Annotated in this window: 12 protein-coding genes; 5 read left to right on the top strand and 7 right to left on the bottom strand. The window is 65.3% G+C overall.

What is annotated here, in order from left to right; all coding sequences use genetic code 11:
• Position 1 precedes the first annotated feature (1 nt).
• The 3 genes from P8R42_06880 to P8R42_06870 all read right to left on the bottom strand — a co-directional run bounded on the left by P8R42_06880 (position 2) and on the right by P8R42_06870 (position 6,002).
• The gene (locus P8R42_06880) at positions 2 to 2,284 is read right to left on the bottom strand and encodes a vanadium-dependent haloperoxidase (GenBank protein ID MDG2304368.1); all 2,283 of its coding nucleotides are present in this window, start codon (positions 2,282 to 2,284) and stop codon (positions 2 to 4) included.
• Between the two features lie 116 nt (positions 2,285 to 2,400).
• Positions 2,401 to 3,501, bottom strand: a complete 1,101-nt coding sequence (locus P8R42_06875; protein MDG2304367.1) for an aminoglycoside phosphotransferase family protein — start codon at positions 3,499 to 3,501, stop codon at positions 2,401 to 2,403.
• 56 nt (positions 3,502 to 3,557) lie between these two features.
• On the bottom strand, positions 3,558 to 6,002 hold the full coding sequence (locus P8R42_06870) for a TonB-dependent receptor (GenBank protein MDG2304366.1): 2,445 nt from the start codon (positions 6,000 to 6,002) through the stop codon (positions 3,558 to 3,560).
• 244 nt (positions 6,003 to 6,246) lie between these two features.
• Here P8R42_06870 and P8R42_06865 point away from each other — a divergent pair, with 244 nt between their 5' ends.
• Positions 6,247 to 6,846 (top strand): hypothetical protein, encoded by a 600-nt coding sequence (locus tag P8R42_06865; GenBank protein ID MDG2304365.1) that lies wholly within the window; start codon positions 6,247 to 6,249, stop codon positions 6,844 to 6,846.
• A 10-nt stretch (positions 6,847 to 6,856) separates the two neighbouring features.
• Here P8R42_06865 and P8R42_06860 read toward each other — a convergent pair whose 3' ends face one another.
• Positions 6,857 to 7,468, bottom strand: coding sequence for a redoxin domain-containing protein (locus P8R42_06860; GenBank protein ID MDG2304364.1), 612 nt, complete (start codon positions 7,466 to 7,468; stop codon positions 6,857 to 6,859).
• Positions 7,469 to 8,103: 635 nt separating this feature from the next.
• Here P8R42_06860 and P8R42_06855 point away from each other — a divergent pair.
• Both P8R42_06855 and P8R42_06850 read left to right on the top strand, forming a co-directional pair.
• Entirely contained in the window at positions 8,104 to 8,286 is a 183-nt protein-coding gene (locus P8R42_06855; GenBank protein ID MDG2304363.1) for a hypothetical protein, read from the top strand.
• 111 nt (positions 8,287 to 8,397) lie between these two features.
• Positions 8,398 to 8,781 carry a hypothetical protein gene (locus P8R42_06850; protein ID MDG2304362.1) on the top strand — a complete coding sequence of 128 codons (384 nt, stop codon included), beginning with the start codon at positions 8,398 to 8,400 and terminating at the stop codon, positions 8,779 to 8,781.
• A 16-nt stretch (positions 8,782 to 8,797) separates the two neighbouring features.
• On the opposite strand, the gene P8R42_06845 is transcribed toward P8R42_06850, so the two are convergent.
• Positions 8,798 to 9,247 (bottom strand): PKD domain-containing protein, encoded by a 450-nt coding sequence (locus P8R42_06845; protein ID MDG2304361.1) that lies wholly within the window; start codon positions 9,245 to 9,247, stop codon positions 8,798 to 8,800.
• A 246-nt stretch (positions 9,248 to 9,493) separates the two neighbouring features.
• On the opposite strand from P8R42_06845, the gene P8R42_06840 reads away from it, so the two are divergent.
• Positions 9,494 to 10,210: an enoyl-CoA hydratase-related protein gene (locus P8R42_06840; GenBank protein ID MDG2304360.1), complete on the top strand. Its 717-nt coding sequence runs from the start codon at positions 9,494 to 9,496 to the stop codon at positions 10,208 to 10,210.
• Positions 10,211 to 10,216: 6 nt separating this feature from the next.
• Here P8R42_06840 and P8R42_06835 read toward each other — a convergent pair whose 3' ends face one another.
• Both P8R42_06835 and P8R42_06830 read right to left on the bottom strand, forming a co-directional pair.
• On the bottom strand, positions 10,217 to 11,422 hold the full coding sequence (locus tag P8R42_06835) for a CoA transferase (GenBank protein ID MDG2304359.1): 1,206 nt from the start codon (positions 11,420 to 11,422) through the stop codon (positions 10,217 to 10,219).
• A gap of 54 nt (positions 11,423 to 11,476) precedes the next feature.
• On the bottom strand, positions 11,477 to 12,931 hold the full coding sequence (locus P8R42_06830; GenBank protein ID MDG2304358.1) for an NAD(P)/FAD-dependent oxidoreductase: 1,455 nt from the start codon (positions 12,929 to 12,931) through the stop codon (positions 11,477 to 11,479).
• Positions 12,932 to 13,109: 178 nt separating this feature from the next.
• On the opposite strand from P8R42_06830, the gene P8R42_06825 reads away from it, so the two are divergent.
• The gene (locus P8R42_06825) at positions 13,110 to 14,156 is read left to right on the top strand and encodes a CAP domain-containing protein (protein ID MDG2304357.1); all 1,047 of its coding nucleotides are present in this window, start codon (positions 13,110 to 13,112) and stop codon (positions 14,154 to 14,156) included.
• Positions 14,157 to 14,183: the final 27 nt, after the last annotated feature.

Below are 14,183 nucleotides of genomic sequence, written 5' to 3'. Positions count from 1 at the left end.
ATCAGTTCTTACAGACGACCTTCGCGTTCAGGCCGGCGCACAATGTGATGCGCCCTGCCCACTCGACTCCGGCGGCCGCAAGGTCGACGCGAATGGGCCCCGCGACGGGCTCCCCGAAGTCCCGACCCTTGATCTTCACGGTGATCCCATACTCACCCGGGGTCTGCTTCGAAGGCTTGAACGTGACCTTCAAGGTCTTGTCGTCCGAGCGGCACCTGATCTTGCCGTTCTTCTTCGTGACGCAGTCGTCCGCGTCTAGGACGCCGACCTCATTCAAGGTGAGGTCGTCCGTCACGGTGACCTCAAACCCGCTAGACACGTCGAGAACGTCAGTCGCCCCGTAGACGCCAGTCCGAAGCGTTCCCTTCAGAGAGATCTTTCCGCGGCCCTGACTACGCGGCCACGCGGTCGCGCGGGAGAGTTCGAGCGTCGGATGAGGACCGAAGTAGGACGTCGCTAGAGCCACCGCGTCGGGGCCCATGGCAGCACCCATGAAGCGGCCGGGGATATCGTCCCCGGAAGGATGGATGCCACCGTAGATCCGCGACAAGCTGCACTCGTCGGCAGCGTCGAAGTACGTGGCCCACTGAAGGGTCACGTCGATGCTCGGACCATTTTCGAACACGAGAAACGCATCCTGCGGTGCCTCGAACTCACCCAGACCACCGGGAAAGTACGCGTCACCCGTCAGCTGCGTCATCACCTCGGCCGCCGCCCGGCTGAACGTGCTGTGCCCGGAGACGTAGCCGGCAAACGGCGGCGTGACGAAACTCGGGCGCTGGTACGGCCACCAATTCTCGACGAGGATCCAGTCCACGCCAGCGGTGTCCGTCAACGGATCCGCGATGTAGTCCGGTCCACGCCACGCTCGCGCGGCGATCTTGCCTACGTTGACATTGCCCGGGCCAGCGAGGTGCTCGTGGCGCTCGCCGGGAGCGACGGTCGCGAGAGCGACTACCTCGACGCGACCCGGCTCCAGTGCAATGCCGTCCGCGTGATACGACAGTTCGAGCGGATCGCTGCGCTGGCCCAGATCCGCGAGGAAACGCAGGACCGAGACCGGGCGCACGGAGTCGTACCAACCCTTCGTCCCCCACGCGGAGATCGCGACGTCGTGCATCGCGCCTCCGAGGGTGAGGTAGACCTTCACATCCCACTCGAGCGGATCGACGACGGGGCCGACGCCGCCGATGCGGGACTGATGTTCCGCGTGGTCGGCCACGTCGTTCGCGAGCACGAACCAATGTCCCGGCGGCGTCTCGGAGTCGGGGCCATCGGCCCAGAACTCTGCCAGGGTCCGGTAGTAGTCTCCCGCCAAAACGACCTCTGGCTCATAGGGGAGCCCCGTCTTGGGATTGGCCGCATAGCCCATTCCGTCGTTGGTGCCGAGCGTGTTGTTCCCGCGCGCGTTCGGGCTGATGTCGATCATTACGCCGTCGGCGGGATCGAGGCGAGCGCTCCACTCCAGCACCTGCTCGAACGTCGTGTGGTACTCGTCGTTCGTCGCGCCACCGAACTCCGGCGGCACGCCCGGATCGTGGTAGACCCAATAGTCGAACCCACCTCGGTTGTAGATCGTGAGATCCGCCGGGCTCAGCGCGAACGGCGTAACGATCCCCCACTCCGAGCTCAGAAACTCGGGATACCCACCCGGAATAGTATTCCCCGCTTGATCGATGAAGAAGTCGAGTGCGATCGGCTGCCACCGATTGGGATCGACGAGATCGGGGTTTCCGGACAGCGCCGGAAGAATTGGGGGGTTCGATGGGAGGTAGAACTGATTGATGTAGCCGTTCGCCTCGTTCGAGCCGTCGGCGGCGCCGAAGGCCAAGACCGCGGCGGCGATGCGGTTTCCGAGAGCGGCCGGCGTGTCGCCCACCTCGCTCGTGAAGTTCCGGTCGTGGCCAAGCGCATCCATCTTCGCGTCGAGCGCCGGGAGCGTGACGGCGCTACCCACCGACGTCGCAAACCGTGACGAGAGGACCCGGTACGCCGCAAAGCTGATCGCCTCGGCGCGCGCCGCGGCCACGTCACCGGCGGACGCGCGCTCGTGGTTCAGATAAGTCAGCGCGTATTCGTCGTACGCCGCCCAAGCGTCCCACATCGCGACCGACGTGTGGAAGAGGTTGCGGGCGTGCACCGTGGGACGCGCCAGATCGCGACGAGTGGCCTCCAGGTTCAGCTCGTTCCACTGGCGGGCGATCGATTGCGCACTCGCTGCAGCAGGAATTGCAATGAGAACGGCCGCGGCAAGCGCGAAGGATCGACGTAGTAGATTCAACAAGGGCCCCGGGAGTTGGGCGCAACTGCGCGAAGGGCAGACGCGAGGTGCGCGACACCAGATTTTAGGTGAGCGGACCGGCCCCAGACAAGGGCCCAATTGACACGCCTGCATTTCGGTTACGGCCCCTCAGGCGCGGAGAGCACCCGGGTCGAAAGGGCATCGTACGCGTCCAGATCAGCGATCGCGGCGCTCGAGCGGACCAGGAATTCGGCGACGAACTCCGGATCGAATTCGACCTTGTCCTTCAGGAGCCCGTAGATCGAGGCGGGTGCGGACGCGGGCACCGCGTAGGCCGCGTGTAGGCGATGCATCTCCCAGGCTTCGTCCATCCCCATCGGCGGTCCGCCGCCGGCGGCAATCCGGTCGAGATAGACCTGGATCAGGTCGCGCTCATACCGCCGCCGGTCGTCGACGGAGAGACCCATGCACAAGAAATAGCCAACGTCGCGCATGCCCGGCATGTAGGCCATGCAGCCCCAGTCGAAGAACCCGATCCGCTCGCCGTCGAGGAACAAGTTCCCCCAATGACAGTCCCCGTGAACGATCGACCAGGCGCCCTTGTCCCACTCGTCCTGCACCGCGTCGTGATGATCGATGTAGAACTGCGCAATCCGCGCGAACTCATCGGTGAGACCCGCCCGGCAATGCTCGAGGGCCAGGCCGAGCATCCCCGCGCCATACTCGCGCAGCCGGATCTGGGGACCGACCCACCGGGTCCGCTCGCGAAGCGCATCGTTCGTCCGATGCGTGAGATGTAGATCCGCGAGATCTTCCACGGCGCCGCGCGCGGTCTCAAACGAGATCTTCTCCGCTGGGGACAAGAACCGACAACCGGTGGTGACCACGTCCTCGAGCAGCATCGCGAAGTCGCCGGTCTCGCGGTCGAACTCCGTCCCGTAAACCCCCGGGACGCGAAGCGACACGTCCCGCGCGACGTCCCGATAGAAACCGAGTTCCCGTTCGGACATCCCACTCTTCCGCACGAGCTCCCGCTGCGTGGCCCCCGTCGAGGGAAGCTTCACGAAGAGAGTCTCCGGAGCACCTTCCCGATGGCGATAGGTCAGACCAATGCGCGCATTGCTGTTCGTCCCCGTCGACCGCTCGAGAACCCGCACCTCCGCGACCTCCACCCCCGGAAACGCCCCGGTAAGCGCAGTCGTCAAGGCCCCCGGAGTGAGGGGACGTTCTTTAATCTCGGCGGAATCTCTGGTCGTCATCTGGGTGATAGTTTGCATTGGGGACACACTGAAGTGTGTCCCCACTGCTGTCTTCTTTAGAAGCGATAGCTCAATTCGGCCCCGTAGGTTCGGGGGAGGCCATAGAAGCGCAGGGCGGAGCCGAAGGCGGCGCCGACGGCGAAGGCGTCGTCGATGAAGCCCTCGTCGATCAGGTTCTTGCCCCAGAGGGCAACCTGCGCGCGGTCGTCCAGGAAGTCGTAGGAGAGGCGTGCGTTGATGAGGTTGTAGCCCGGCTGCACCGTCTCGGAGACTTCGGGGCCGAGCACGTGGTAGCGGTCGCGGTAGGCCCACTCGAGCCGCGGCGTGATCCAGCCTTCGAGCCATGGGGAGCTGTCCAGGCCCGCGGAAACGGGGAGAGAGTACTGGACCGACAGGAAGGTCTGCAGGCTCGGCGCGTTGTTGAAGCCCTGACCGCCACGGTCGATCGCCTGGCCGTTCAGATCGGAGAGCGCGCCCGGGAAATTGTCGTACGTCGCGTCGAGATATCCGAGCGTCCCCGAGAGATTCAGGCCGGGCAGAGGCCGGGCCTGAATCTCGACCTCGGCCCCCTGGGTCGTGGCCTTCGCGGCGTTCAGGGTCAGGCGCTGTACCGTGAGATTCCCCTCTTCGTCCTCCAGGCTTCGCTGCGCGGTGATCTGGATGTCCTCGTACTTTCCGTAGAAGAGCGCGACGTTCATCGTCACACGCCGGTCGAACGTGATTGTCTTGAACCCGACCTCGAAGTTGTCGAGCGTCTCCGGATCGTACGGCGAGGGTGTCACGGTCGACGCAGCCTGGACCGCCGCGTTGAATCCGCCGCCTTTGAAGCCCCGCGAGTACCTGAAGTACGTCATCAAGTGATCGATCGGCGTCTCGTCGATCCAGCTCTCCGGTGCGAGCAACGCGATGGTCCCCATCGGCGTCCAGGACTGAAAGGTTTTCTCTCCGCTTCCGCCGGAGCCCGGAAGACTCGGGTCGAACGTATCCTGGTTGAACTGCGCTACGCCCTTGCGATCGGACGTGTAGCGAATGCCCGCCGTCAGACTCAGCCAGTCAGTCACGTCCGCGGTGCCCTGTCCGTACAACGCCCAGGTGAAGTTGTCGGTGGAGATCGCACTGTTCGTCGCGGTCGGCGTACCCGTCGGCGTGACGTGCACGAACACCGTATTGCCGGCCTCGGCCTTCTCCCAATAAGTGAATAGGCCGCTGACTAAGTTGATCCGTCCGTCCCAGGTGCTCGCGTTCAGTTGGAGCTCTTGTTGAATCTGCTGCGCGCTCCCGGGCGTACCGTCCGTCGGGCTCCCTCCCGCCTGGTTCACATCAACGACCGCAATACGGCTCCCCTCGAGGTCCGTCCGTGTGCGGATCGACTGCTGGCGCCAGGAGGTGAGCGACTTGAGAGCGATGTCCTCGATCGGACCCAGGTCGCCGGCAGCCCATCGGATGGTGCCCCACGTGCCGTAGTTCGAGATGTTGCTCAGCTGGTCCAGATTCGCGCCGGACTCGAACGGGCGCGTCTCGGCACACACGGCCGGGTAGTCACCTGGAACGAGCGCCGTGAGACCGCCCTCCGTGATGTTCACGCACTGACCACCACGCCCCTGAGTGATGTCCTTCGACCAGGTACCGCTCACGTCGATCGTCACGTCGTCGATCGGCAGAAAGCGCAGGCTTCCGAGAAAGCTGAGCGAGTTGCGATCGGAGACGTACTCGTCGCGAAACGCGTTGTAATTGTATCCACGGTTCTGCGCACTCGCGAAGGCGAGACGCGTGAACAATCGGTCCTCGAGCCACCCGCTCCCGATCGGAAGGTTGACCATCGCGCGCGTGTCGATGGCGCCGAGGTTCCCGGGGCGGACCATGATGAAGCCCTCCTGGTCGGGCCCGGGCTTCACGGTCGTGAGGTTGACCGAACCGCCGACGGTATTTTTTCCGAACAGCGTCCCCTGCGGGCCGCGGAGAACTTCGATCTGCTGCACGTCCACGACGTCGATCAGAGCGCCCTGCGCGCGCGAGAGGAACACGCCGTCCACATAGAACCCGACGCCCGGATCGAACGCCGGCCCGGGCGCCGACGTGCCTACACCGCGCAATCGGATCTGCACCCCGGCTGCGCCCGCGAAGCTCTGCAGGAACGTCATGTTCGGGACCAGCTCCTGAATCTGATCCACGCGCGTAATGCCGGCCTCACGCAGCGTGCTCTCGCTGAGCGCCGTTACTGACACCGGCGTGTCTTCCAGCCGCTCAGCTCGCTTCCGAGCGCTCACGACGATTTCTTCGACGCGGTCGGCACTGCGGCGGGAAAGCCCGGTCGCCGACCCCGTGTCTTCGACGGCCTCGGCCTGGGCGCCCGCAGCATCAGCTTCGTACTCCTCGCCGCCGAGCGCGACGGGTTCCTCGGAATCCTCCACGTAGGTCGATGGGGCAACAGTCTCCCCCTGCGCCAACACCAGCGTCGGGATGAGCAAGAGGAGGGCCGCGGCCCAGGGTAATCGTTCCACTATTGGGGGCTCGCTTTCAAAAGTCGGTACGTTCGGGAAACAGCGCCCCAACGCTCGTCAATCGACGAAGCACTACATCCCATCCCATCCGAAAACAAAACGCTCCGGACAACGGCCCCGAATGGGCTCGCATGGGCCCGCTGGCGTCGTCGGAACCCCGAAGATCCGCTAGAACCTATAGGCCTCTCTTCGCCCATTTTTCGCGTAGTGCGCGGCGGCCCCCCGCTGATATCGTCCGGAGTCCATGCTCCCACCGCGCCCCATCGGACGCGAACCCGCCCCTGCCGCCCCGAAAAACCAGCCGCCCGTCGATGACGGTCGTTTGTGGGAGCTGCAGGAACGGGTCATCCGAATCGAGACCGACCGTCGATGGTTCACCACGAGCCTCTACGTGGCTCTGATCGGAGCGGGGATCTTGGGTCCCGCGATCGGCATCTGGGTGTCCGAGCAGCGCGCCACCCGATACCAGGAGGAGAGCGCTCGACTCGAAGAGCGTGTCTCCGAGCTGGATCGAGACATCGGCGAACTCCTCACCGCCTTCGTGTCGATGGCCAAGGAAAGCACCGGGGACGCACACGCCGTCGCGCCGAAGCAGAGCCGTGGCCCGGCCGCGCCGACCGGCGGCCAAGGCCAGGGGCCGAAGCGACAACCGAACGCGCAGGACTGGGCCGGGGCGTTCGGCGGGCGGATCCTCCATGGTCCGCTCGACGACGGAGAGCGCCAATCGATGCGGAGCCAGTGGGAGGGCCTCGATCCCGCCCTACAGCAGCAAGTCTTCACGGCCCTTCTGCGGCGATACGGTCTCGATCCCGAAGCCTTCCGCAGCGCAATCGACGTGAACTAGCGCGGCGCCGTCAGCCGGCGGAGAGGTACTGCTCGATCTCGTTGCCCAGGTGGTCCGGGTTGAAGCCGAACGGACCGATTCCCGGGTTGTAGACTACGCGGCCATCCTTCCCGATCAGGTAGATCCGCGTCGGCTTCCCCGCATAGGTCGCACTCACCTCATCGGCGATCGTGTCGACGTACAGCGGCACGACACCGTCGAAGAGATTTGCCTGACAGCTCGCGGCGACCTTGCGGCGCTGCTCGAGGTTGACCGGGTCCTTCACATCCAACCGAGCCGGGTTGCCGGACAACCCATGAAGGACGCGCTGCGTGCGCGACCGTCCGAGCCACCACTTGTCGGTCGGATGCGCTTCCTTCACGTACACGACGATGAACTCGACCTCGTCGTTGTACTTCTCGTAAAGTTCGGTGAGACGCCCGGCCCCACTACTGAAGGGAGGTCAAGTATAGCTCCCGAAGACGAGGACCACCGGCCTCTTGTCGCGGAAGTCGGAGAGACGCACAGCGGTCTCTCCCTCCGGGTCCTGCAGTTCGAAATCGGGTGCGACGTCGCCGACCTTGGGCGCGCCCACGTCCTTCTCGTGCTGCCAGTCGAGTTCGTGCACACGCGACTCGGACATGTTCGTGGTGAGGGCGACGGCGAGAGCCAATCCGTCTTCGCCTTCCCAGACGATGAACAGGGCGACCGCGGCCGTGGCGAAGATCGCGACCCGCCGGGCCATTCGCCCCCGCGGGACCCCGCCTTTGGGAAGAGCGCGCTCCGCGAGGAGGAGAACCCCGAACGCAAGGACGCCGGCGACGAGAGATACGAGCGTGGGCGCGCCCGTGAGAAACGGCAGCACCAAAAGCACACCGAGTCCGATTCGAAGACCGGCAAACACCTTCGAAACCGCGACACCGCTGACAGCCAGCCCGAGTCGTCCCGCCCAAACCGAATCGCCGCCAGGGCGAGCGAGCGCGTAGACACCCGAAGCGATCAGGAAGAGCGCGAGCCCGGTCTGCAGAATTGCCGCTATCACGTGGATTCCCATCGCGATGGCCAGCGGGACGAGTTCCGCCGGGTCGACGACGGTCGTGTATTCGGTCTGCAGCCGGGTTCCTTCGAGCGGGTCGGCCTCATTACAGCACGCCTCGGGACGGAGTCCAGACCGGACTCATGACCCGACGGTGCCATGCCGGTATCTTCAATGCGGCGGCCCCCGCGATTCCTCTTCGTCCCCATCCCCGACGGCCGCACGAACACGAGGAAACACCGATGAAATCGAAGCGGCTCACGACACTCGTTCTGGCCACCCTCCTCGCCATCTGCGGCGACGCCGGCGTTGGGCCCACCACCGTCCCGTCGCATGTCGTGCGCGAAGGAGAGAAGATCGGCCTCGAAGAGGGAGAGGAAGAGGCCGATGATGCCGCTCAGCGAGATCTACGACCCGCTGGGTAGCCGACCGCTCTTCGGGGCACGACAACCGCGTCGCGCTGCACGAACGACGCCTCCCGCTGCCGCCGCCGGCGACCGCTTGGATTTCGAGCCTCAGAGGAGCACACTCCCCGGATGGCGAGATTCAAGAAGCCCCTCCTCTACCTCCTGTCGTTCCAACTGTGCTTCACGGGCTTCCTGCACCTGATCAACCCGAGCTTCTTCGTCGCGATCATCCCCCCGGAGCTCCCCAACCCCGAATGGTTGAACGTGATCTCCGGACTCATCGAGATCGTACTCGGCGTCTATCTTCTCGAGCCGAAGACTCGGGTGCTCGCCGCTTGGGGTGTGATCGCCCTGCTCATCGCCGTGTACCCGGCCAACGTCTACATGATGCTCGAGAACGTCGGGCCGGAAGGTCCCGGCACCGGGAGCCCGGTCACGAACTGGGTGCGACTCCCGTTCCAGTTCCTGTTCGGCGTGTGGGCCTGGTGGTACACGCGGCCCGACCCCGAATAGGTCGGGCCCTCGAAATTCAGTCGGCCTCTTCCACGAAGACGTCGACTTCGCCCTCGCCTGCGACACCGGTCGAGTCCTTACAGCGCGCGATCACTTCGTAGTCTTCAACCGTCGAGAAGACGTGCGTGGGGTTCAGGCCGCTTCCCTTAGGCGAGCCGTCGCCGAAATCCCATTCGCACTCGACCGCACCCGTGTTGTCTTCAACCGTCGCGGTCAGCTGGACCGTGAGAGGCGGCGGACCCTCATCCGGCTCGGCCTCGATGTCGACGAACAGCTCACTCGTGATCACCTCTACCGTGGCTTTCGGCGGCGTCGCATCCGATTCGGCGGCGGGCGCTTGAGCGCCCGGGGCGGAATCGGCCGGCTTGGCCGCCTCGTCTGCGGGCGAGCTGCAGGCGGCAGCAAGGAGGCACACAGCGGCCGCGAGGCCCCCGTACGTTCGGTTTCGATTCTGAATCTCCGTCACGGCGCGAATCAATCGCCGAGCCGACCGTGGCTGTCAAGGCGCGAAGTCCGGCCGGCGCCCCGAGCCTGCTAAAAATTCCCCAGGTCGAACGAAAAAACGACCACCGTCGGGTACGAAGAGCGCGACTCCATCGCCATCCTCACCCTGAACCGCCCCGACAAACTCAACACGCAGACCGGGCCGGTCGTGCAGGGCGTGGCCGAAGGAATCGATGGGGCAACGGCTTCGTAGGCTGTCCGCGCGATCATTCTGCGTGGCGAGGGCCGCGTCTTCACCGCCGGCTACGGCCTCGTCGCGGCGGGCAGGGGCGGATGGGAAAGCCCCTACGACGCCCCAGGCCCGCAGCCACGCGAGGGGGCCTGGAATCAGGTGCGCGACTACCAGTTCATGAACAAGAACGTCGAGCGATTCATGAAGGTCTGGAACTGCCCGCTGCCCGTGATCGGACAGGTGCACGGGTTCGCGGTCTGCGGAGCCACGGACATGGTCCTGTGTTGCGACCAGCTCTTCACGGCCGACGATGCCTACATCGGATACGCCCCCTCGCGCGTCTTCGGCACGCCGACTACGATGATCTGGGTCTACCGCCTGGGTCTCGAGCACGCGAAGCAGTTCCTTCTCACCGGAGAAGCAATCGGCGCGGAAACCGCCCTCCGAATCGGACTCGTCTCGCGCGCGTATCCCGCAGCCGAGTTCGCCCAGCGCGTCGAGGAGTACGCGCAACGCTTCCAACACATCCCGGCGAACCAGCTCGCCTTGAAAAAGCTGCTGATCAACCAGGCCTTCGAGAACATGGGACTGCGCCCGCCCCAGCTCTTCGGCACACTCTTCGACTGCGCCACCCGCCACACGGAAGAAGCCTACCGATGGGCGGAGTCGTTCAAGAAAAAGGGCTTTCGAGAAGTTATCTACAAACGCGACGCGCCGTGGGGCGACTACGGGGAGCGGCCCAAGAAGAAGTAGCGGCGTTCAGGTAATGGCACCCGCCTCGCGAAGCGCCGCGATCTCCTCCGCCGAGTAGCCGATCTCGCGTAGAACCTGCTCGTTGTGCTCACCGAGCTTCGGCGGATGCGCGCGAAACGCGGTCGGCGTGTCCGAGAAGCGCGCCGGGCTCCGCAGGTACCGAAATCGACCGGCACTCTCGTGATCGACCTCCACGACGATCTTCGAATGGATCGCCTGCGGATCCGCCATCATCTCGGGAATCCCGTTCGCCGGTGCGAGCGGTGCACCGAACTCATTCGCTCGATCGACCAGTTCGTGCGTAGTCCACTTCGCGATCTCGCCCTCGATCTCCGGGAAGAGGGTCTCCGCGTTCATGAAGCGGTCGATGATCGTGACGCAGCGTGGGTCGGTGATGAGGTCCTCCCGATCGAGCACCCGGCACATCGCGTGAAACTGGTGATCCTCAATGAGCATCATCACGACGTGGCCGTCCTTCGTCGCCCAGGTGCGGTGGATGTTCGGAGCCGGCCCCGGCTCGGGCCGATCCGCGTAGGCGCGATCGAGGAAGATGTCGGGGAGGATGTAGGCGATCCAACTGTCCAGCATGGGGATGTCGATGCGCTGCCCCCGCCCGCCGTTCTTCTCGCGCGCGTACAGGGCCGCGAGGATCGCGTAGGTCGCCGTCATGCCGCTCACCTTGTCGGCCGCGATGGAACGAACCAGCGTCGGCTCCCCGTCCCCACCCTGGGTCGGCATGAAGCCCGCGTACCCCTGGATTACCGAGTCGTAGGCTGGGCGATCCCGGTAGGGGCCGTCGGGGCCGAAGCCGCTGATAGCGACGTAGATGAGGCCCGGATGGTCCGCGACCAGCGCGTCGTACCCCACACCCAACCGATCGGCGACACCGGGCCGGAAGTTCTCCAGGACGACGTCGACCTCCTTCGCCATCCGGCGGACGACTTCGACACCGCCTTCGGTTTTAAGATTGACCCCAATGCCTCGCTTGTTGCGATTGAAGTTCAGGTACCAGCCCGTGAAGCCGGACTCGTCGGGCATCCCGAGCCGCCGCGTGGCGTCTCCGGTCGGCGCCTCGACCTTGATGACGTCCGCGCCGAGATCGCCGAGTACCTGTCCACAAAGAGGACCGGAGACCACACCGGACAGATCGAGAACGCGCACGCCGGCAAGCGGACCGGTCGCAGCATCACCTTCGTCGAGGGAGATCTTCATGACTCGATTGTCTCGCCGGTCTGCACCGGATTGGCAAGCCGGTTCGACCGAGACTCAACAAAGTCGAGCGGGCTCGAGGGTCGGCAGGCGCCGGAGGGCGCTCCGCGCCGCATGATACCCGCACATGCCGTGCACACCGCCTCCCGGCGGCGTCGACGCCGAGCACAGATACACCCGTGGGTGGGGCGTCGCATACGGATCCAGCCGGACAATCGGCCGTGTGAAGAACTGCGTGATGTCCGCGGCTCCGCCGGTGATCGCGCCGCCCACGTAGTTCGGGTTGCTCCGCTCAAGGTCTTCAGTATTCGTCTTATGACGCGCGAGGATCTGGTCCCGGAACCCCGGGGCGAACCGTTCGATCTGCGCTTCGATGCGCTCGGTCATGTCGAAGGTCGAGCCCGCTGGAACGTGGCAGTAAGCGTAGCCCGTGTGCTTGCCCTCGGGCGCCCGCGTCCGGTCGAACTGGCTCTGCTGAATGACGATCAGGAATGGCCGCTCGGGCTCGCGTCCGCGCCACATGGCGGCTTCGCTCTGCGCGGTCTCCGCGAGCGTGCCCGTAACGTGCACGGTCGACGCCTCCAGGCAGTTCGGATCTCGCCACGGGATGGGTCCACCGAGAGCCCAGTCGACCTTGAACACACCCGGGCCGTAGTAGAATCGGCTGAGACGGCGCGTGTAGCGTTCGGGCAGGGCAGCACCAACGATGTGGGCCATCTGGCGCGGGTCGGTATCGAAGAGATAGACGCGCGCCGTCGGCAGGTCCGCAGGCGAGCGGACCATCGCGCTCGTGCGAACGATCCCGCCGAGCGATTCGAGATAGCTCACGAGAGCCTTCCCAACCCCGATCGAACCGCCCCGCGCCACGGGCCACTCCTCGACGTGCCCCGCGATCGCGAACATCAGGCCCATCGCCGACGTCAGAAAATGATCCAGCGAGAGGATCGAGTGGGCCGCGCATCCCGCGAACAGCGCGCGCGCCGCCTCCTCACGAAAGACAGTCCTCGCGAGCCACGTCGCGGGCCAGACACCCGTCAGCCCGAAGCGAGCGAACTGAACCGGGCGCTTCGGAAACCGGAGCGGACCCATGCCGTCACTGAGCAGCGAGTGCGGATCGCGCAGAAACGGCTCAAGGAGGCGACGATACGCGGCGCCGTCGCGCCCGAGGCCTTCGCAGGTGCGCTCCATCGAGCGCCACAACATCACCGCGGGGCGATCATCGAGCGGGTGTGCAACCGAGGCGGTAGGTTGAACCCACTCGAGGCCGTGCTCGTGCAGAGGCAACTGACGGAAGAACGGCGAGAGGATCCCCATCGGGTGGGCACCGGAACAAACGTCATGCAGGAAGCCCGGCAGCGTCGACTCCTCCGTTCGGGTGCCACCACCAATCGCAGCAGTGCCCTCCAGAACGACCACCGAGGCGCCGGCGCGCGCGAGTTCTACCGCCGCCGCGAGTCCGTTGGGCCCCGCACCGACAACCACCGCATCGAACGGGCCGTCGGTCGCAGTCATGGGAAGGTACCAGGCATCGCTACGGATCGGTTTATCCAAACGGACGCAGGAACCCCAGCGGGGGCACGCCGATGATTTCCCGGCCAATCCGGGAAAGATCGTTGACGAGGGCCGCGCATTACCTATGCTCATTGCTCCAAGCGGTTCAGACACGGGTTGGCCTGGGGGATGAAGAGGGATGCGGCGATTCTTGGGGGTGGGGATGTTGTTGCTGTGGACGCTGCTGGCGCCGGTGGCTCCTTCTTCGGCCGCTCCGCGCTGCGGCGGCGTTCCGGGCGATGCCGACGAGTTGGCAGCGGCGTGGCTCGGCCTCGAAGCAAATTGCGGATGCGCCCCCGGCCCTGCCGAGGCGTGGAAGCCCGGTTTCAAGACCTTCGTCAGCTGCACCCGTTCCTACGCACTCCAGGCTGTGCTCAACGAGTCGATCCGCTCGAAGTGCCGCAGCAGGTTGATCGCGGGTGCCAAGAAGTCGACCTGCGCCCGTCCGGCCGAGTGGATGACATGCTGCTTCACGAACACGAAGAACAAGACGTCCTGCAAGCTCAAGAAGGCGGCGGAGCAGTGCGCCACGACATTCACGAAGTTCGCCGAGGCCGGCTCGACGGAAACCTGCCTGGACGCCTGCGACGACGCGGCGGGACCACTGTGCTGGGAAGACAGCGAGTGCAACGACGGCGACGTCTGTACGACCGACTGGTGTGAGCCCTCCGACGGCTGCCACAACGTGGAGATTGCCGGCTGCGTTCCCGCCGGGGGCGGTGGTGGAGGCACATCCTGCACCGGAACCGGCGATCCGACGCACGGCCTCTCCGCGAACGAATTGGTGCTCTTCCAACTCCTGAACGACTACCGTGCATCGAACGGCAAACCGCCGGTCACGGTGTGCTCGTCGCTGAGCCGCGCCTCTCAGGACCACGCCAACGACATGCGCGGCCGACGCTACTTCTCCCACCTCGGTGCGAACGGATCGGAGTTCTGGGAACGCACGTGCGACGCAGGTTACACCCACGGCTGCGGTCCCATCACGTGGATGGGGGAGATCATCGCCGGCTACGACTCCACTCCGGCCGGCGCCATCGGCCAATGGATCGGCTCCCCCGGCCACGCCTCCATCATGGCCGACGCGGCGCACGTCGTCGTCGGCATCGGACACGCGTGTGGCGGGCAGCTGAGCAACTACTGGGTCATGGACTTCGCCGCGGCGAACGAACCCAGCTGCGGCTGATCGCTCTCACAAACGAAAACGGCGACG

The sequence above is a fragment of the Candidatus Binatia bacterium genome (genome assembly GCA_029243485.1).
GTDB lineage: Bacteria > Desulfobacterota > Binatia > UBA12015 > UBA12015 > VGTG01.
Note: the sequence above shows the minus strand (reverse complement) of the source record. Positions and strands in the feature narration are given on the sequence as shown.